The sequence below is a fragment of the Methanococcoides sp. DA23 genome, from assembly GCF_057593895.1.
In genome coordinates, this window is sequence record NZ_CM172520.1 from 723,818 (window position 1) to 743,426 (window position 19,609).

19 protein-coding genes are annotated in these 19,609 nt (G+C 43.3%); 7 read left to right on the plus strand and 12 right to left on the minus strand.

Going from position 1 to position 19,609, the window contains the following annotated elements:
- Positions 1-152: 152 nt before the first annotated feature.
- Both aroC and AC20MK_RS03715 read right to left on the minus strand, forming a co-directional pair.
- Positions 153-1,253: a chorismate synthase gene (aroC, locus tag AC20MK_RS03710; RefSeq protein WP_487356650.1), complete on the minus strand. Its 1,101-nt coding sequence runs from the start codon at positions 1,251-1,253 to the stop codon at positions 153-155.
- A gap of 29 nt (positions 1,254-1,282) precedes the next feature.
- Complete coding sequence (locus AC20MK_RS03715; protein WP_487356651.1) at positions 1,283-2,149, minus strand: cation diffusion facilitator family transporter; 867 nt, start codon at positions 2,147-2,149, stop codon at positions 1,283-1,285.
- Positions 2,150-2,296: 147 nt separating this feature from the next.
- On the opposite strand from AC20MK_RS03715, the gene AC20MK_RS03720 reads away from it, so the two are divergent.
- The 3 genes from AC20MK_RS03720 (at position 2,297) to AC20MK_RS03730 (ending at position 4,346) form a co-directional block, all read left to right on the plus strand.
- The gene (locus AC20MK_RS03720; protein WP_487356652.1) at positions 2,297-3,082 is read left to right on the plus strand and encodes an ATP-binding protein; all 786 of its coding nucleotides are present in this window, start codon (positions 2,297-2,299) and stop codon (positions 3,080-3,082) included.
- Entirely contained in the window at positions 3,072-3,431 is a 360-nt protein-coding gene (locus AC20MK_RS03725) for a cupin domain-containing protein (protein ID WP_487356653.1), read from the plus strand. Before AC20MK_RS03720 ends, AC20MK_RS03725 begins: the two co-directional genes overlap by 11 nt.
- Before the next feature lie 234 nt (positions 3,432-3,665).
- Positions 3,666-4,346 (plus strand): 4Fe-4S binding protein, encoded by a 681-nt coding sequence (locus tag AC20MK_RS03730; protein ID WP_487356654.1) that lies wholly within the window; start codon positions 3,666-3,668, stop codon positions 4,344-4,346.
- A 54-nt stretch (positions 4,347-4,400) separates the two neighbouring features.
- On the opposite strand, the gene AC20MK_RS03735 is transcribed toward AC20MK_RS03730, so the two are convergent.
- Both AC20MK_RS03735 and AC20MK_RS03740 read right to left on the minus strand, forming a co-directional pair.
- Positions 4,401-5,114 (minus strand): hypothetical protein, encoded by a 714-nt coding sequence (locus AC20MK_RS03735; protein WP_487356655.1) that lies wholly within the window; start codon positions 5,112-5,114, stop codon positions 4,401-4,403.
- Between the two features lie 311 nt (positions 5,115-5,425).
- On the minus strand, positions 5,426-5,704 hold the full coding sequence (locus AC20MK_RS03740) for a metal-sulfur cluster assembly factor (RefSeq protein WP_487356656.1): 279 nt from the start codon (positions 5,702-5,704) through the stop codon (positions 5,426-5,428).
- 82 nt (positions 5,705-5,786) lie between these two features.
- On the opposite strand from AC20MK_RS03740, the gene AC20MK_RS03745 reads away from it, so the two are divergent.
- Complete coding sequence (locus AC20MK_RS03745) at positions 5,787-5,978, plus strand: hypothetical protein (RefSeq protein ID WP_487356657.1); 192 nt, start codon at positions 5,787-5,789, stop codon at positions 5,976-5,978.
- A gap of 129 nt (positions 5,979-6,107) precedes the next feature.
- Here AC20MK_RS03745 and AC20MK_RS03750 read toward each other — a convergent pair whose 3' ends face one another.
- On the minus strand, positions 6,108-7,448 hold the full coding sequence (locus AC20MK_RS03750) for a tripartite tricarboxylate transporter permease (protein WP_487356658.1): 1,341 nt from the start codon (positions 7,446-7,448) through the stop codon (positions 6,108-6,110).
- 250 nt (positions 7,449-7,698) lie between these two features.
- On the opposite strand from AC20MK_RS03750, the gene AC20MK_RS03755 reads away from it, so the two are divergent.
- A complete protein-coding gene (locus AC20MK_RS03755) occupies positions 7,699-8,208 on the plus strand; it encodes a DUF6141 family protein (RefSeq protein WP_487356659.1) in 510 nt (169 codons plus the stop codon).
- A gap of 41 nt (positions 8,209-8,249) precedes the next feature.
- Here the strand turns inward: AC20MK_RS03755 and AC20MK_RS03760 are convergent, their stop codons facing one another.
- The 5 genes from AC20MK_RS03760 to AC20MK_RS03780 form a co-directional block, all read right to left on the minus strand.
- Positions 8,250-9,116 carry an HD domain-containing protein gene (locus tag AC20MK_RS03760; RefSeq protein ID WP_487356660.1) on the minus strand — a complete coding sequence of 289 codons (867 nt, stop codon included), beginning with the start codon at positions 9,114-9,116 and terminating at the stop codon, positions 8,250-8,252.
- Positions 9,117-9,270: 154 nt separating this feature from the next.
- Positions 9,271-10,380: an adenosylcobinamide amidohydrolase gene (locus AC20MK_RS03765; protein ID WP_487356661.1), complete on the minus strand. Its 1,110-nt coding sequence runs from the start codon at positions 10,378-10,380 to the stop codon at positions 9,271-9,273.
- 70 nt (positions 10,381-10,450) lie between these two features.
- Positions 10,451-11,098: an orotidine-5'-phosphate decarboxylase gene (pyrF, locus tag AC20MK_RS03770; RefSeq protein ID WP_487356662.1), complete on the minus strand. Its 648-nt coding sequence runs from the start codon at positions 11,096-11,098 to the stop codon at positions 10,451-10,453.
- 69 nt (positions 11,099-11,167) lie between these two features.
- Positions 11,168-13,117 carry an acetate--CoA ligase gene (acs, locus tag AC20MK_RS03775; protein ID WP_487356663.1) on the minus strand — a complete coding sequence of 650 codons (1,950 nt, stop codon included), beginning with the start codon at positions 13,115-13,117 and terminating at the stop codon, positions 11,168-11,170.
- Between the two features lie 857 nt (positions 13,118-13,974).
- The gene (locus AC20MK_RS03780; protein ID WP_487356664.1) at positions 13,975-14,352 is read right to left on the minus strand and encodes a hypothetical protein; all 378 of its coding nucleotides are present in this window, start codon (positions 14,350-14,352) and stop codon (positions 13,975-13,977) included.
- A 359-nt stretch (positions 14,353-14,711) separates the two neighbouring features.
- On the opposite strand from AC20MK_RS03780, the gene AC20MK_RS03785 reads away from it, so the two are divergent.
- Positions 14,712-16,730 (plus strand): sodium-translocating pyrophosphatase, encoded by a 2,019-nt coding sequence (locus AC20MK_RS03785; RefSeq protein WP_487356665.1) that lies wholly within the window; start codon positions 14,712-14,714, stop codon positions 16,728-16,730.
- A 299-nt stretch (positions 16,731-17,029) separates the two neighbouring features.
- Here the strand turns inward: AC20MK_RS03785 and AC20MK_RS03790 are convergent, their stop codons facing one another.
- The gene (locus tag AC20MK_RS03790) at positions 17,030-17,485 is read right to left on the minus strand and encodes a hypothetical protein (RefSeq protein WP_487356666.1); all 456 of its coding nucleotides are present in this window, start codon (positions 17,483-17,485) and stop codon (positions 17,030-17,032) included.
- A 167-nt stretch (positions 17,486-17,652) separates the two neighbouring features.
- Between AC20MK_RS03790 and AC20MK_RS03795 the strand changes: the two genes are divergently transcribed.
- Positions 17,653-18,558: a DUF7847 domain-containing protein gene (locus tag AC20MK_RS03795; RefSeq protein ID WP_487356667.1), complete on the plus strand. Its 906-nt coding sequence runs from the start codon at positions 17,653-17,655 to the stop codon at positions 18,556-18,558.
- A 55-nt stretch (positions 18,559-18,613) separates the two neighbouring features.
- Here the strand turns inward: AC20MK_RS03795 and AC20MK_RS03800 are convergent, their stop codons facing one another.
- A complete protein-coding gene (locus tag AC20MK_RS03800; protein WP_487356668.1) occupies positions 18,614-19,522 on the minus strand; it encodes a TIGR00269 family protein in 909 nt (302 codons plus the stop codon).
- Positions 19,523-19,609 lie beyond the last annotated feature (87 nt).

A 19,609-nucleotide genomic window follows, 5' to 3' on the forward strand; every position in this document is an offset into this window, starting at 1 on the left:
ATGACCGTGCCCCAACGCACAATAAATGTGCAACAGATAAATAATAGAACAATGCCACCATCTCGGTGGCTTCATGTTCTTTTTTAAAATGATCTCTTCTTATTTTTAAGACCATTTTTCAAATAATAATATTTATTTCAGCCGAAGGAATATCATTGTTTCAAAAGCGAGTTCGGATGAATATGGCCGCTTCTTATCATGTGGTCGACCAGCACCAATGCCATCATGGCTTCTGCAACGGGAACCATTCGTGGTGGGATGGTCGGGTCATGACGGCCTTTGATAACAATTTCGCTATTCTTCATCTCTTTTGTATTGACCGTATGCTGTACTTTTGAGATGGATGGTGTGGGCTTGACACTTGCACGGCAGATTATGGGCATTCCTGTGGAAAGTCCTCCGAGTATACCGCCGGCATTATTGGTCTGTGCGATTATCTTCCCGTCTTCCAGTACGAACGGGTCGTTCATCTGGCTACCCTTCATCTGTGCTGCTTCACTTCCAATCCCTATCTCAACACCTTTGACGGCACCGATGCTCATGATCGCTTTTGCTATATCGGCATCAAGTTTATCGAAAACAGGCTCTCCTATCCCCGGTGGCAGCCCGATGGCTATTATTTCGACAACACCGCCTATGCTTTCATGTTCTTCTCGTGATTTGCCAACCTCTTCGAGCATCGATTGCGCTGCTTCCAGATCGGCACACCTTACAGGTGTCTTTTCAAGGTTTGCCTTGATCGTATCAAATGCCATCTCTTTTGCACGGATGCCGCCAAGTTCTGTCACATGTGCAATGATATCAATGCCAAAATTTGAAAGTACTTCTTTTGCAACAGCTCCTGCTGCAACTCTTCCGATGGTCTCACGTGCGGAAGAACGTCCTCCTCCCCGATGGTCACGGATACCGTATTTTTCCATGTATGGATAATCTGCATGTCCCGGTCTGGGTAGGTCTTTGATATTGTCGTAAGAACTCGAATCAGCATCCTTGTTCCATACCATCATGGAAATGGGTGTGCCTGTAGCTTTTCCTTCAAAGATACCTGAAAGGATCTCCACCTTGTCTGCCTCAGAACGCGGTGTGGATACAGCGCTTTGGCCGGGACGTCGCCTGTCAAGCTCTTTCTGTACTATCTCTGTGTCAAGGGGAAGTCCTGCGGGTACGCCGTCTATAACGACTCCCAATGCACGTCCGTGTGATTCTCCCCAGGTTGTTATCCTGAAAGAATGGCCAAAGGTATTTCCGGGCATGTTTATCTATTCCATTTGATGTTATTTTATTATTGTTCTTTCAGAGGGTCAATATGCACCATAACTTCAGAGACGCCTTTAATTTTGCTCTTAAGGTGGTCCATCACTTTATGCGATATTGCATGTGCCTCGTAGAGCGGCATATCCGGTCTTACCATTATATGAAGGTCGATATGGATATCCCCAATGCACCCTCGGGTCCTTATCTTATGGCAGTTCTCCACGCCTTCTACCTCGTAGGCAAGTGAACATATCATTTCCTCTTCAAGCTGGGCTGCATCACAGAGTGTCTTGCTGCTGCTAAGGATTATACTAACTCCGGCCTTTACAATGACCGCTGCTATGATCAGTGATATCAGGGGGTCGATTATGGGATAGCCTGCTTCTATAGCTACCAATGCTACCAGGACCGAAAGTGAAACGAATATGTCGCTTCTGGTGTGTATGGAGTCTGCAAGCAGGATCTCGCTGCTTAACTGTTCACCTTTGCGGCGCTCATATTCGGTGACCATGACGTTGATTGCCATCGTCCCTATCATTACCAGGAAGCTCAGGTTCGTCACATTCGGACTTATGTTCGAAGTGAACCTATCAATTGAATTGTGAATTATTTCGAAACCCACGAAGATGATAAGGATCGCAATGATGATCGACGCCAGGGTCTCGAACTTCTGATGTCCGTAAGGGTGGCTCTTGTCCGGAGGCTTTGCTGCTACGAAGATAGCGACAATACCGACGATGTTGGATATTCCGTCAAAGAGGGAGTGATACCCGTCTGACTTCATACTGAGGGTATTTGTAAGTGTACCATAGACTATCTTTACAAAAGCGACCAGTAAATTCAGTACCAGTATAACTGCCAGTATCTGCTGGATCTTTGTTGAGCGTTCATTCATGGTATGTTGCAATTATATATTTGGGATACTTATAAAGGTATGTTGGGGGTTCGGAGCGGTTTAAATAATTATATCGCGTACATATTGTGTATAAGGCTTGTTAAAAAAACAAAATTTCATAGTTTAAATATTTAAGAGGGTTGACCAATGGTAAAGATCGCAGTTACAGGTAAAGGGGGCGTGGGTAAGACCACATTGTCCGGTACGATCGCAAGATTGCTTGCAAGGGATGGGTATGATGTGCTTGCTATTGATGCAGATTCGGATATGAACCTTGCATCTTCATTGGGAATTGATAAACCGCCATTGCCACTTACGAATTATAAGGAAATGATCGATGAACGTGCAGGTGAGGCTGGAGGGATGTTCAAGTACAATCCAAAGGTAGATGATATCACGGACAAATACGGTGTCACTGGACCCGATGGCGTGAAAATGCTCGTCATGGGCACGGTCGAACGTGGCGGAAGCGGCTGCATGTGCCCTGCATCTTCTTTTTTAAGAGCATTGCTAAGGCATGTTGTCCTGAAGGATTCCAGTGCACTGATCATGGATATGGAGGCAGGTATAGAACATCTGGGCCGTGGGACCACACGCGGTATCGATCTAATGATAATAGTCGTGGAACCCGGGATGCGTTCCATAGAAACTGCAAGCAGGATAAAGGACCTTGCATCCGGCATTGGCATCGAACATCTTGCTGCTGTTGTTAATAAAGGAACTTCTTCGGATATCAAGCCTAAACTTGCAGAACTTGGCATCACTGTACTTGGGGAGATCCCGTTCTCTGCCGAGCTTATGAATGCGGACTTTGAAGGTAAGGCCCCTCTGGATTCGGGACTTGAGAATATCGCTCCATTCATTGAGATCAAGGACAGGATGCTTGAGATGATCGAAGGCTTCAAAGACGAAGGGACAAAGGATGAGAACTGAATATGATAAGATCGAGCCGTTCATAACAAAGGACGATTCTATAATAAGGGAACTTATGCACCCCAATGGAGGTGGCAGTGAGAGGCAGAGCGTTGCAGAAGCCATAGTTCTAATGGGCAGTTCAACCCTTGCACATCGACATACGGTCGCAGGGGAGATCTATCACATAACGACCGGTAGTGGTCTAATGACCCTCGGTTCAGAAGTTTTCGAGGTGAGTGTCGGTGACACCGTACTGATCAATTCAGGTGTTGCCCACAAGATCGAAAATACCGGGGGCGAATCCCTGAAGATATTGTGTTGCTGCTCCCCTGCCTATTCCCATGAGGATACTGAACTTCTGGAATGAAAGCTCCTTCTTTCTCTTTCTTCTACCTCTCTTTTCCTTTACTTTCTGGAATATGTTCCCATTAGCTATCCTTCTGCTATGATCAGTATTATTGTGGCTAATGTAACGATCTTCATCAGTGTACGTATTTCAATTACCCTCATTCTACATTTGGCTGTACCTTTAATAAGCTATATATTGAATAGGAGTTTTTCATCTACATTGTTCGATAATACCCTAACAATCATTGGAGGCATGCTGTTGGAAGCAGCAAAGAATATCAGATCAATGTCGCAAAAGATAGAAAAGGTCGAGTGGTTCAGGCTGAGCCTCCAGCTTATTGGCCTTGCCATCTTCATATATTTTGGCTCACAGTCAACATTCTATGTCGTGCTCCTGTCCGTTCCTGTCGCTCTGCTATTTGGTCCTGTCTATTGCGGCTGGATGTGCCCAAGGGGCATGTTCCAGAACATCATTGGTTCAATGGGAAAAAGGGTACTCGGCAAAAGATATAACAAACTTATCCCAAAAAGCATCCATAAGCCATTACTATATTTACGCTATGTAGTATTGCTCTTCTTACTGACCGCCCTGTTGCTGTATGAATTCCAGCTCATTGATGATACCATCATGGGATCCGTGGTAATAGATGGTCTACTACTGATCATGGTGGTTTCCATACTGATTTCCTTTTTCGTGGACAGGGCTGCATGCAGGTATTTCTGTAAAGAAGGAGCAGCGGCCTCATTGACGAACCTGGTCAAGATAAGGAAGATAAAGCGTGATGATTCGCTTTGCAGTTCATGCGGTGTGTGTGACAGAGTGTGTCCGATGTGGATCGACGTTTCAAAGAAGGATGTTGTCAGGGATGCTGCCTGCATCAGTTGTATGAAGTGCGTTCAAAAGTGTCCTGTGGATGCGCTTAGGGTTGAGTGAAGCTGGATTTAAGAAAAAATGTTGATCAGGTACTAAACCCGATCAGACTGCAACTCAGTTTCCCATATACTTGACATACTTACTATCCGGAGCCATTAAATCCCCACGGCGTTTAAGTTCTGTAATACACTTCTCAGCACGTTCGCGCCTAATATGTAACTTAAAAGCCTCCTGATAAACATCTTCAAGTGAAGCTTTATGAGGGTAAGATGAGCTAAGTTGTTCAATTATTTTAACGATTTCCTTTTTGTCTTCTGTTAAATCCGTTCCTGCTTTATTATCGCCAACCACATTCTTCTCTTTAATTTTTTCAATTGATTTAGCTTCTAAAACAAAATCGCCAGTTGTAGATGTTGATTTGAATTCTGGATTTAGTACTCCAGTTACAATGATCTTATCTTTAACATTTACAGTATCCACCAAATCTTCTTCTAAATAAACAAGTAATGATCTTGGATTAATTGGATCAATAGGAGTCAATTCTTCAATCCAGATCTGTTGAGAATCGGTAAGTGATGATTTTTTTTTTAAAAGAGTAAAGCCCGATTTATTCCCACAACTTTCATTTTCACAAAGTACTGGTTTCCCAATTTTAGGTCCTTTAACTGGTAAGTACATAACAAATTCGCAATTATTACACATATAAGCAGTAGTTTTCCATTTAGGATGAATTTCTTTTATGCCTGAAACTTCGCCTTCGACAGATATTGTATTTGAAATGTTCTTGCTTCTGATATCCCTTATTTTCAAAATTCTACTGCCACTCATATGAATCACATACTCAATTATTTTTATATTATATGAATATCTCGAGTCACATTGTAGTTCCACATAATGCAATTACCGGTACTATTCCCCAAAAAAGTGCAACTTAAATCCAGAGCACTTGCCTATACAATCCTTTTTATCCTATTTTGAAGACCGCAAACGTAACCGATAAGTTATTTAGAAGTACCATAGCATCTTCAAACAGGAAGGCTTTGTCACTCAAGCAATTAAGTGCTGTCCTGAATTTCATCAGGTCGAAAAAACCTATAAATAAAAGCCCCATCAGTATTAGCCCTGCAATAATTTCATTCTCATTCGCCTTTTGATATCCGATCAGGTGTCCATGGTGGCTCCCAGACCAATTCGACTTCTGCCGTCTTTATGCCGTCGATCGATTCAACCTTCTGCCTGACATTGTCCAGTATCATTGCGTACATGGGGCAGCCAGGTGTTGTCAGTGTCATCTTGATATGGACTCGGTCGCCTTCAACATTGACATCGTAAACCAGTCCAAGGTCCACTATATTGATCGGGATTTCGGGGTCATAGCATTTCTTAAGGACTTCCATCACGTCTTCTTTAGTTACCATGTTCAACCACTCCTTCTCTTTTTACATAGTGTGGCAACACCTAAATAGGTTTATCTCACATTCTTATTCTGGATCAAGTTTTATGGTAAAAAACGGCGGATCTGATATGACTGATAAAGAAATCAAAATGGTTAGTATGTGCAGGAACTGTGGTTCGTGCCTGAACGAAAAGGAGTGGGAAGTTTCTTCTCTCTATATCTGTGAAGATTTTCGTGTTCTGTGTGAGGGAGAAGAAGGATACGCTGGAAAGAAGCTGTGTAAATGCTCAAATTGAACTTCAATAACGGCTTCTTTAACGATTATGTCCAATCACTTTTCATATATTAGAATAGTGTTGTGACCTACTTCCTGTCATACTACCAATTGTAAAATCCGAAACTGATCCTAAATATTCATTTAGTAATCACAAAAAGTACAATATCACCGGCAGCAATATCACTCCCATTGCATGTGACCTTCGTATCTTCATAAAGGATGCTGACATGCCAAGTGGTATTGCTATCATGAATATCATCAGGCCGAAATATCCGGTGAAAAGCAGGCTCATCAGTGTGAGTCCTGCGAGGACCGTGATACATATCTTCGAGTAATCGAGCTTTGCAAGTAGCCTGTGTATGTTGTTTCCTATCTTAATGGTGGAGAAATATGAGAGGAAAGCTGTAAGGGATATTACTATAAGGAAAAGGAGGATGAACTGTTGGTCTAAACTGGCTGCATCTATTATCTCGTTGATGGCCACCATTGCTCCACTACGTGTTTTTCCGATGACAGCAAGGGCGAACAATCCGAAGATCGCATTCGCGGTGTTCACACCTGATACTGCTATTATGAACTCCTTTGATCCCTCCATCTGTTCATCGAATTCATCATTTTCATTTACTGTCCCTTTTTCAAAATCACTTCTTATGAAAAGTCTCGCAAGAACTGCGGCTATGGATGAGGATATTCCGGGAAGCCAGGCCACAATGGAACCAGCTGCACTTCCGGTTATAACTCCTCTGATTATTCTTTTTGCAGGGAGTTCCATTTTCGAATATTTCTGTGGGGGGATGCTGGAACCTGAGAACAAACTGATGATAAGCTGTGATGCTCCGAAAAGCCCGCTGAGTAGTGGAAGCAGTATTGACGCAGAGCCGATGTCTATCAGTGGACTCATATTACTTTCCATTCTGAATGCAAAGGTTCCCAGTATTCCTGTGAGAAGGAAGAGGATAAGGGCGTATGCCTTGTATTTATATTTCACAAGGGAACCCTGGTTTATCACAGTCTCTCCTTTTTCCGTCATTATAAGGGCTATGGAGATAAGCAGGAGCAACCAGCCAAGGTAGGATTGCAGGACAGGATAGAGTATGCTGAAAGCAAATGCCAATGGGACTGCGAGTAAGAGTGAAAATACCACCGATCCGGCACTTCCAAGTGCGGACAGGCGGATGGCCTCGGACCCATATCCATCGAGCAACAATCGATGTCCTGGGAGAACTGCCAGTGCCATGTCATCGTTGGGGGCGCCAAGATATATTGCCGGGATGATGTCGTGGAAGGTGTGGGACAGGGAATTTGCAACTATGGCCACTGCTATGTATGTTGGAGGGATGCCCCAGTCCATGAAGATGGGGGCGAATGCCACCAGCATAAGTGCGAAGTTGTTCGTGTGTATGCCGGGTACAAGTCCTGAGAATATTCCAAGCGTATATCCGGCAAGTACGGACAATAGTAGCATCAGTATGGAGATCTCAATATCCATGTTCCTTTTTCACAATAATTTTAATTAATCTTTCAGTAGTTATTGAATAACTCCATTGTTGTCTTTTTTTAGAACCTTCATTCTGATTTTTTTTATTCGATTGTATCTTTATTGTAATAAACATTTCACTTTTTTTTAATTTTATGATTATTTTATTTTTAATTTATATCTGGGAACATGATTAATTATTTATGCATTTGACGACATTTAGTCAAACATTAGGATATATGGAATTAATATGGGCATCAACATGGTCGAAAATACTACGCTATTCAGTGAAACACAAAAATTCAGACAATATTGGCTCATTATGATATTGCTAACTCCGTCAGCTATCATCTTTTATGGAGCTTACCAGCAGCTCATTCTTGGTATTCCATTCGGAGATAACCCTGCCTCTGACAATATGGTAGCTCTGTTCGCAGTGGTATTCGGCTTCTTCTTTCCTGCCCTTATCCTTTCAATGAACCTCAAAACAGAAGTTCGGTACGATGGCCTTTATGTACGCTTCTTCCCCTTCCATCTCAAGTTCAAAAGATTTGATTTCGATGATATTGCAAGCTATCGTATGGTTACCTATAATGCCCTCAGGGACTATGGTGGCTGGGGAATACGTTATGGTAGAAAAGGAAAGGCATACAATGTAAGTGGCAATGGTGGCATAATGCTCGAGTTCAAAAATGGGAAGAACCTTATGATAGGTTCACATGAGCCGCACGAATTCCTGGATGCAATGAATAGAGTTGCCAGAATTGCCTGATATTCCAGGCAGCTCCTGAACTCTTTTTTTCAGTATATATTTTAAAGGTCTGCTCTGAAAAGTTGTTCAACACATTTCTTGAACTCTTTGAAAACAAAAGTGTCTGCAATGTTCTGGGGACCTGCTGCAAATGCTTCTAGCATTGATGTATAATACCATTCCTGCTCGTCCTTGGGTGCATTGAACCTGTCCCATACACTCTCTCCATCTTTTTCGAGATCCTGCATAAGATCTCTTATATTTGCAAGTTTATCTGCACAGTAGAGCAGTTTCACTTCTGACATTGCTCTCGTGATGGACCTTATCATGTATTCCTTGCGTGCTTTCCAGTTCGCTTTATCATCACCTTGTTTTAGTTCAGCAGGTTCTGTTACCGCATCGACATAATCGCCTACTGTGGCCCCATATCTTCTTCGAATATCAACCAGGGTGAACTCAGAATCCTCTACAACATCATGTAACAAACCTGCAAAGATCAGTTCAGAAGATGCAGCCTCTTTGATGAGTATGGAAGCAACGTCCATAGGATGTGTGATGTAAGGTGTTCCAGACTTCCTTTTTTTCATTCGATGTGCATGGTTCACAAAAGTGAACACTTCTCCAAGTTCGGTAAGGTCCTTCTCTTCCTTTTCGCTGTACATTTCATCAAGTTGCAGCAACTGGACACGGTAACCTGCTATCCTCGCGTGTTCATAAACGCTGAACTTGTCATCCTCTTTAATAACCACCATTCGATGAACATCGCTTCTCCATACATTTCTTGAAGGCTCTTCGGACCAGTCTTCCATATGCATGAACAATTCCGGTAGTTCGATCTCTTCTGAAGGATGGCCGCTGTGAATTAATAATCCGTTACCCTTTTTCTCAGTATTATCACAATATTTGATGATGATCTCTCGTATTTTCATGAAAATAACTCCGTTTTCTTATTTACTTGTCTATAAGGATTGATATCCTGGACTTAAACATTTCGAATATTCCAGTAATAGCGGGGTGAAATGATGGGGATGAAAAATAATGTAGGACTTAAAAATAAAATGTATGTTCCAAGGTTTAACAGGCTCAACTATTCTTTATGGCCCAGGCTGTTACTCGTATCCAATTATCAAGAATGGTATCATGATCGTTCAATATATCGTTAAAAGTTAACTCTATATCCATGTCGAAAATTGAAGGCACTTCTCTCATGATGGCAAAAGCTGCTTTCCTGCCTGCATTTTCCGGTATTAGTCCCCATGAGACTTCATCCATGATGTGAAGTACGGATGCTGTCAGGCCTACCAGTGTCGGGTCCTTTGCAACTCTGCGGAGTTTCTCTATAAATACTGGCTTCTTGTTCTCACCTTCAAGGGTAGATGCCACTTTCCAGTACATTGCCTCATCCACGTTGAACCTTTCAACCCTGACAAGCATATCCCGTTGCGTAATGGGCGTAATCCCCGACTGCATCCCTATGGACTTGATGACAGCCTCTATCATGCATTTCCCGATAAGTTCCCCTAATTTGGAATGCTTGCCTGCATCCGTGAGTTTGATGGGGCTTGTGCTGTCTGCCACAATTATCATCATATCGGTTCCAGTACCTGTGGCTAGGCCACTGGAATAGCGGCTGGGTGCCATTAGCTGTTGCAGTGCAGCGGTCTTGGCTTCGGTAGCGGTCATCATGGCTCTTGTCAGGGCATAGTCCGGAAGGTCTGCACCAATGAGTAAAATAGCGTTTATCGTTCCTCCGACAGGTTCGAAGTTCTCATCTTCCTGATAATAGGATGCTTCATCTCCGGCACGTCCGCCGTTGATCTCCACTCCTCCGGTAACAATGACGGTGATCTCAAGACCTCTGAAGGAATCCGAAACGACAACAGCGTTCTCCATGGTTGCTGTGGTAAGCATCCCTGTAGAATTCTCAGGCTTAATTCCAAGCCTTTTCGAAATTATTTTCAGATACTCTTCAACACTTCCGCCTTCAAGATCGGCTGCACCGTGGCTTCTGTGAGCTATAGTGTGGTTTATGACGCTTTCGATGTTGTCGTGGTAGCCGCCATTAAGCCAGGAAGTGCTAAGTGTTTTCCTTCCCTCTGGCAGTTCTACGACAAGGGAACTATCCTGCAGATAGATTACTTCCTTTCCGGAAGTTTCAAAAAGGATCTTTCTTTCCATCATATCATTGCTCATTGTATCGCCTCAGTACTCATAGGGCTCATCACAGATTCAGGCCAGTTCATCATCACAGGCGAATACAATATCAGCAATTCATTTCATCGCATATCTTCTTTGCAGCTTCTGCCGGAGAATCGGAATTATATATGCTTCTTCCGACTATCACCCAGTCAGCACCTGCTCCTATAACATCGGCAGCACTGCCTCCCTGAGCTCCCACACCTGGTGAGATAATGCTCAGTTCCTCTCCGATGATCTTACGTATGTCTTTTACTCTTTCAGGTCTTGTTGCAGGCGCTACAACCCCTGATGCTCCTGCTTCCACTGCCATCCTGGCGATATCCTCTGCAACCGGGCGGAAGAACTCCACACCGCCTGGGTGGCTCATCTCTGTGACCACATAGACATCAGTACCGAAATCATCAGCAACCTTCACACAGGAATCAAGGCTGTCGCGACCTGTGAATCCGTGGGTGATGATCCCGGCAGCTCCGGCATTGAATACGTGTTCACAGATGAGTCTGTCAGTATTGGGTATGTCGGCAACCTTGAAATCAGCGATAACAGGTGCAATTTTTGCAAGTTCCTTGACTATGCCAAGGCCTTCTCCAAGTACCAGTGGATATCCTACTTTTATGGAATCCACATAATCGGAAACTTCATTAGCGATACGAAGGGCATTCTCCCTGTCAGTTACATCCAGAGCAAGGATGAGTCGGTTCTTTTTTTCCATTGTGCAACTCCTTTAAGGTCCGGTATCTCACCAGCCGAACATACAATAGCTGGTCCGTTTTATCTTAGTTCATTGTTCCCCTATCTCATTAACCTTTCTTTTCAGAGCTTCAACAACTGCCGGGTCCTGGAGTGTGGATATGTCCCCTATCTCTGTTCCGTTCGTGATGGCCTTTAGTACACGCCTCATTATCTTGCCGCTTCTCGTCTTTGGCAGCTCCTCGGTGAAGATGATCTTCTTTGGGCGTGCGATAGGTCCGATCTCATCTACCACATGCTGCTTCAATTCATCTTCAAGGATTGAACATTGATCGCCACAGGATGATTCGAGGATAACATAGGCATAGATGACCTCTCCTTTTATCTCGTCCACTTTACCGTCAACCGCGGCTTCTGCAACCGAGGGGTGTGAGACAAGTGCACTTTCTATCTCCATTGTTCCGAGCCTGTGACCTGATACCTTGATCACATCGTCCAATCTTCCAAGTATCCAGAAGTTGCCGTCCTCATCCTTACGTGCACCATCACCGGCAAGGTAGGTCTCGGTTCCCCATTTGCTCCAGTATGTGTCAATGAACCTCTGTTCGTTCCCGTTTATGGTACGTATCATACTTGGCCAGGGGTTCTGAAGGGCAAGGTAGCCTCCTGATCCCATTGGCACTTCATTGCCTTCATCGTCAAGGATATTGGCTTTAATTCCCGGGAATGGTCGTGTCGCAGTTCCCGGTCTCATGGTGGTGATGCCCGGCAATGGGCTTATCATTATCATTCCGGTCTCTGTCTGCCACCATGTATCAACGATAGGACATTTCGACTTGCCTATGATCTCATAGTACCAGAGCCATGCTTTCGGGTTGATGGGCTCGCCTACACTTCCCAAAAGTCGCAATGAGGACAGGTCATACTTTTCGGGTATTTCCTCTCCCCACTTCATGAAAGTGCGTATTGCGGTGGGTGCTGTGTAGAATATCGTCACTCCGTATTTTTCAACAATGTCCCAGAATCTACCCTTGTCCGGGTAATCAGGTGCTCCTTCGTGCATTACAATGGTGGCACCGTTGGAGAGGGGTCCGTAGACAAGATATGAGTGTCCTGTGATCCATCCGATATCTGCAGTACACCAGAAAATATCATCGTCCTTTAGATCGAAGATCCAGTTGGATGTCACGTGTGTCCCGACCATGTAACCGCCGGTCGTATGAACAACTCCCTTTGGTCTGCCGGTAGTCCCGCTGGTGTACATGATGAAAAGTATATCTTCTGAATCCATGGGTTCAGGTTCGCATTCGGAATCCATGTTATGAATTACATCGTTCCACCACACGTCCCTTTTCTCTTTCATTGGAATTACGTTCGCGGCATGGTCAACAACAATTACCTTTTCGACCGCCGGGGCATTTTCAAGCCCCTTGTCAGCTCTTTCCTTTTGCTGTATGAGATTTCCTTTGTGGAAGTAACCATTACATGTTATGACAAATCGGCTATGTGCATCTTCCACGCGCTGTGCCAGTGCTTCTGATGAGAAGCCGGCAAATACGACACTGTGGGGTGCACCTATCCTTGAGCATGCAAGCATGGCTATGACAGCTTCCGGTATCATTGGGAGGTAGATGGTAACGACATCTCCTTTCTTCACTCCGAGCTCTTTCAGACCTGCAGCAAAACGAGCAGTTGCATCCCTGAGCTCCTTATAGGTGTAAGTTTCGGAGTTCTCCATTTCTCCTTCCCATATAAGTGCGGTCTTATCGCCATGTTTCAGGACATGGCGGTCAAGACAATTGTAGGATGCATTCAGTTTTCCACCGTTGAACCATTTTGCATGGGGAGGCTGCCAGTCAAGGACAGTGTCCCATTTTTTGAACCAGTCGATGTTCTCTGCCAGTCCCTCCCAGAACCCTTCGATATCAGCCTCAGCCTTTTCATATATATGAGGGTCGTTCATATTGGCATTTTTTACAAAATCTTCTGGTGGTTGGAATTCATCTTGCTCTTTAAGTAAAGATTCTATTGTTTCTGTCATGTGTCCCCAGTCCCTATTTTTTAATGGTCTGCATGAATGTTAACGATTAATCAGGTAAATATGTACTGGTCAATTAATGTTCTTGATAATTCAGCCCATATTTCAATTTTGTATCCTTATTAAAAATTCATTCTCATATGTATTAAATTATAAGTGTTCTTTTGATTTTATATATTTACAAATTCAGTCATATGGATGGTAAATATATTTTTTATTAATTCCATTTTGTAAGTTTGAGCGATCTTGTTCTAATTATATCATAAATTATTGTGATTGGATCAAGTTGATTCAATGTATGATGTTTGATCAGAATCAGGTCAAATATGAAATGACAAGCTTCAGCACAAATATTGATAGTTACTGAAGGAGTGCAGAATTAAAGTAAATTTTCAATATCTTATATTCTATATATGAATCTGGTGAAAATGTCTGCGATAATATTGCAAATCTTGAAAGGGAATTCTGAAAAAAGTAGATAAAATGCCATATGCCGTTTATATGATAAGCGCAGGTTTTAGAAAAAACTTGGGCATGGGGAGTGTGGTGGTACGTCTAAGAAAATACCTGCGCCATACATTCTTTTGTTAACAATGTTATAAATAAATTACGAATGTTCATGACTTCTTATTTATATTTAATACATTTACCAATGTCGAGTAGTTACTATTATATATTTATTATTTCTTCGAGCAGCAAATAGGACTTGTAGCCATGGCAGAAGGTATTTTAGAACTATTATTGCCTTCTTGAACTGCTCGAAATCTATTCTGTTTATGTTCAAAAGAATGTTTTCTTCCTTTTCTCCCATTTTATGTATTATAAAAAGTACATTATTCAGGTATTGAAATTTATTCTTTTCATATCTGCTGATAGAATACATTGGGGGTTGCTTTGACATCGTTTAATGTCTTTGTCTGTCCGTTGGGATAGATGACTTCTATGGAATGTACTATGGTACCGAGATCGCGGCTGTCGTGCAGGTAGTAGTCATCACTGGGCCTTGTGACATTCTTTATCGATATCTTAACAGTGTCATATCCGACTTCCTCTATCTTTACATCTTCATATTTTGAGAATATGTCCATGAATGACGATTCAAGATGTCTTGTACCAAAGGCAAGAATGTACATTCTGGCAAAGAAATTGAGGCTATATGTGACCGTTACAGAAGTATCGGTCTTGTCAAAGCTCATTACCACTTTCTCAAGATGGATGATATCATTATTTTCTGGCATAGCGTATGCACACATTGGCAGGAATGTGGAAAATATGACCAATAGTAGTACTATGAAAGAAAATGATCTCATATTGAGTTGAATTGTATTACAAGTAAATATTAGTAACGCAAAATTTGAAAGAATTGAAATGATTTGCATTGGATATGTCTAACACCTGTGAATTAGACATAGAATACAACAGTTTAACATTTTACAAACGATACATTCATATCTTGTGTGTTCTATTTCAACCTGCTTTTAGCATCTTATATAGTTGAACTATTCGTTCCTTCAATGGAGCGATAATTCAGTAACATTTATAAAATGTATCATATTGATCAAATAATTACTAGATCTAAACAAAAAGGAGTATGAATATGGATAGTTTAATTTACCTTGCCCCTCTGGCAGGTATCGTAAGCTTGGCATTTGCTGCATTCTTTGCTTCCGGTGTTCTTAAGGAAGGAACCGGCACAAAGGAAATGCAGGATATATCACTTGCGATCCAGGAGGGTGCTATGGCTTATCTGAACCGTCAGTATAAGACCATAGCTGTAGTAGCAATTGTTCTTGCTGCGCTGATGTTCTTCCTTCTGGGAGACGACAGTGGCAAGATCACAATCGGATTCCTCGTTGGTGCAGCTGCATCTGCACTTGCTGGATATGTTGGAATGAACGTATCTGTCAGGGCTAATGTCAGGACAGCACACGCAGCTTCAAAGGGCTTGCAGGAAGCAATGTCCGTCGCATTCCGCGGTGGAGCTGTGACAGGACTTGCAGTAGTAGGTCTTGCACTGCTGGGTACCAGTGGTTTCTATATTATTTTCGGTGATGTTGACCTTGTAATTGGATTCGGTTTCGGTGCAAGTCTTATCAGCCTTTTCGCAAGGGTCGGTGGAGGTATCTTCACAAAGGCAGCGGATGTCGGTGCTGATCTTGTAGGTAAGATCGAGGCTGGTATTCCTGAGGATGATCCAAGGAATGCTGGTGTCATTGCTGACAACGTAGGTGACAATGTCGGTGACTGTGCTGGTATGGGTGCAGATCTGTTCGAGACATATGTAGTTACCGTTCTTGCATCAATGCTTCTTGGTTCCCTGATCCTTGAACAATTTCCAAATGCTATCCTTTACCCATTGATCCTCGGTTCAGTGGCTATATTCGCATCCATCATCTCTATGTTCTTCGTGAAAGTAGGCAAAGATGGAAAGATCATGAAGGCGCTCTATAAGGGTGTTGCAGTATCAGCAATTCTTAGTCTGATCGCATTCTATTTCGTGACCGATTCCCTCATGGGTGACATGAGATTGTACTACGCATCTATTGTGGGTATTATCATAATGGTATTGATGGTAGTATTTACAGAGTACTACACTTCCACAAGCTTCCGTCCGGTAAAGACAATTGCCAAGGCATCCGAAACCGGTGCTGGTACAAATGTCATCTCCGGTCTTGCTATCGGATTCGAAAGTACTGCACTTCCACTTATCATAATCGTTGCCGGTATCCTTGGATCCTACTTCATATCAGGCGGTGCAACTGATCCTGCTCTGGGTATTTACGGTATTGCTATCGCAGCAGCAGCAATGTTGTCAACTACCGGTATGATCGTAGCTCTTGACTCATACGGCCCTATCACCGACAATGCTGGTGGTATCGCTGAAATGGCAAAGATGCCTGCGGAAGTACGCAAGATCACCGACGCACTCGATGCAGTCGGAAACACAACAAAGGCTGTAACAAAGGGTTACGCAATAGCTTCTGCAGCACTGGGTGCACTGGCACTTTTCGCAGATTACAGACACAAGGTAAACCTCGAAGCAGGTTCACTCAGTCTTGACAACCCTGTTGTTCTCGTTGGTCTTCTTATCGGTGCACTGCTCCCATTCCTGTTCACTGCTGTCACAATGAAAGCAGTAGGAAAGGCAGCATTCGCTATTGTTAACGAAGTTCGCCGCCAGTTCAGGGAGATCCCTGGTATCATGGAAGGCACCGCAAAGCCGGAATATGGCAAGTGCGTGGACATCGTTACTGCAGCAGCTATCCGTGAAATGGCAATTCCAGGTATCCTCGCGATCTTCGTTCCACTTTTAGTTGGAGTCGTGCTTGGTCCGGTAGCTCTTGGCGGATTGCTTATCGGTATCATCGTTTCAGGTCTTCTCCTCGCTATGACCATGAACAATGGTGGGGGAGCATGGGATAACGCAAAGAAGCTCATCGAAGACGGAGAATATGGTGGAAAAGGATCTGAAGCTCACAAGGCAGCAATTGTCGGTGACACAGTCGGTGACCCATTCAAGGACACATCCGGTCCTGCACTTAACGCTCTGATCAAAGTAGTGAACATGATCGCTATCCTGTTCTCTTCTCTGTTCATCGGCAAGGGATTGTTCTAATTCGAACAATTTAAATACGAATTACGGGCCGGAATATCCCGGTCCATTTCTTTTCTTTTTTCCTGATATCAGTTCAATGACATCATCTTGATTGCATTGTCCATACACCAGAGCTTAAGCTATTCATATTCACTCGTTCAGAACAATGGGAATAGCTGACAGTTGGTAATGGTAGTTAGTGTATTTGGAAAATACTCATTTCCATCATCAATTTGTTAGTAATTCAATATGTATCGATGGTCGATCACTGCTTTACAGTAAAAAGAAATGTGGGGTCCTTTGATCGACTAATTTCAATTTCAAGCATCAACCATCTCAAAGAGAACTCCCCGCTTTGTCAACTCTTCAGCTATCTCTTCATAGAATATTCCGGTACCTACAACGTTGTCATGTGTGAATGCCTCAACACGTCCTGCAGGACCGCCAACCGTTGTTGTCTGTGCACCACATGAAGGACTATTGGGAACTCCCAGTACCTTAATGGAGTAACCATCCTGGTAGAACTGTTCGATCATGTCTGCGAAGGGTTCAAAGAGGGAATGGCAGAATCTCCTGTAATTTGGATTTTCAAGCTGGTCTCTGGTAATTTCCCTTCGGGACGCACCGAGGTAGATCAGTTCCGGACATGGCAATTGTACAATGTTCCTTCCATTTGTATCGACCAATGGAGGTGCCTTTATCCCTTTAAGCCTTGAACTTACATTTGCAAGACAGTGCCCGATAACCAGTATTTCCTTCCCCTTATTCTCTTCCACCAAAAACTCCTCCTCACTTGTTATTATTTAATTTCTGTTAGTATTAAAGATGTGGCAAATATTGTTGTGCTGATGTTAAAGTGATTAGATCATCACAGATATTATATCTATGTAATATTTATATAATGCCAGTTACGGTTTAAGCCTGTCTCAAGGAGCTACTAAAAATGAATGAAGATCTTGGAAGAATATTGAATAAAGGATTCAGCACCTGGTCACATAATTATGGAATTGCTGTTCCTTTCTTTTTGAACATGATGGCATCGCTTTTCATTCTAATGATAGCTATTTTCATGATACCGTTCATTGTAGCTGCAACGTCAATGTCTGAGATCGGTGATGCATCTTCCCTTACAACAGAAGAGAGCATGGAGCTTCTCATGTCACTGTTCTCTGATAATATTGTTATAGTACTGGTGCTTGGTCTGCTCACATTTTTAGCCATCTCGTTCGTCCAGTCATATTTCGAGGCAGGGGCAATAGGAATGGCACAGTCAGCATCAGCATCAGGGCATACCACCTTTGATGACATGCTCCGTGCAGGAAAGGAGAATGTGTTCAGTCTTTTCCTTACCAGGATCATCATCTCATTGATCTTTATCGCGGGGATTGTGTTCATTGTTCCAGGTATGCTCACAATGGGTGACTTCAATTCATTTATTGACAATCCCGAAAACGCTCTTCTTACAAGTGTGCTATTGCTCTTCGGATTCCTGCTATGGGGTCTTTACGTTCTGGTGATCGATATCATCTTCAGTGTTGTACGATTTGGTCTTGTCCTGGACCGCCTCGACCCCATGGAAGCCCTTGAAAGAGGTTACAGGTTCTTCATGGACAACAAGTTAGTCGTATTCCTGATGTACCTGGTAGTGATCGGGATCTCCGTAGCGATCAATATGGTCGGTGAGTTCATCAGCTATGTGGAAGTACTTGCGAATGCATGGATATTCCTGAGCTTCGTCCTGTCTTTCGCAGTGATACAGCCTCTGGTGACCGTGTGGTGGACCCGTCTCTACATGAATAGGACTGGAAAAGAACTCTATGACATAAGTGATCTGCTCGAATATCCCTGAGAACAAGCTTAAAAAAATAGATAGTTGAATAGGCAATGGATATGATCCACTGGACTCAACTGCGACCAAGCAGTTTACAGGCCTGGCATAGTGATGCTGTGCAGGTCTCCCCGCATACACGGCAGTTTGAGACCTCGGCCTGAGGGTATTCTTTAGCGATCAATCCCACTGTTTTATCGAAACCTCTCATGATGGAATATTTGGTTCCGGGATGTCTGACCTCGAACTCATTTATCATATCCCTTACCTCGCCCCTCAGGGCCTCATGGGCATAAGGACACTCGCTCATATCGAAGGGCAGGTCATTGACGATAGCATACAGGGCCACTTCCTTTTCAGGAACCTTTCTCAGAGGTTTTGCACGCAGTACAAGCCCCTCAATTGCCCGCGGAGGTGCAAGCCTTATCATCCTATCTACATCTCCTCCGAGGTGATTCATCATTATCGTCTGGGCTTCATCATCAAGGTTATGACCGGTGGCAAGTTTAGTGGCACCGATCTCATTTGCGATCTTGTTCAGGAGCGATTTTCTTAAGACACCACAATAACTGCATGCACCAAGCTTTCTTTCCTGTGCTGTCAGCTCATCAAGGGTCTTATCATACTCATCTTTAAAAGAGCGGACAATATGTCTGATACCAAGCTCTGCTGTCAGCTTTCTTGCCTTTTCCAGAGTCACCTCACGGTATCCGACTATCCCCTCATCAATGGTAATGGCCACTATCTCAATATCCCTTCTCTTGCCGAATATCTTGTGCAAAAGGTATAACAGAACAACGCTATCCTTTCCTCCGCTCAATGCCACGGCAATGATGTCACCTTTTTCGATCTTATACTGCTTTCTGATGGTGAGCTTCACCTTGCGTTCAACATCTTCGATAAAGTGTCTCTTGCATATGTGCATCCCGGAGTATTTCTGGAATATGATGGCGTCCCTGTTACATTTCATGCATTTGATCGACATTGGGAAGTGCTCCTTTCCTTCTCAAAAGGAATTATTATATTAGAACTTTGGGGTGGTGGAAGATTTGATTAAAGTTCGAATCTTATC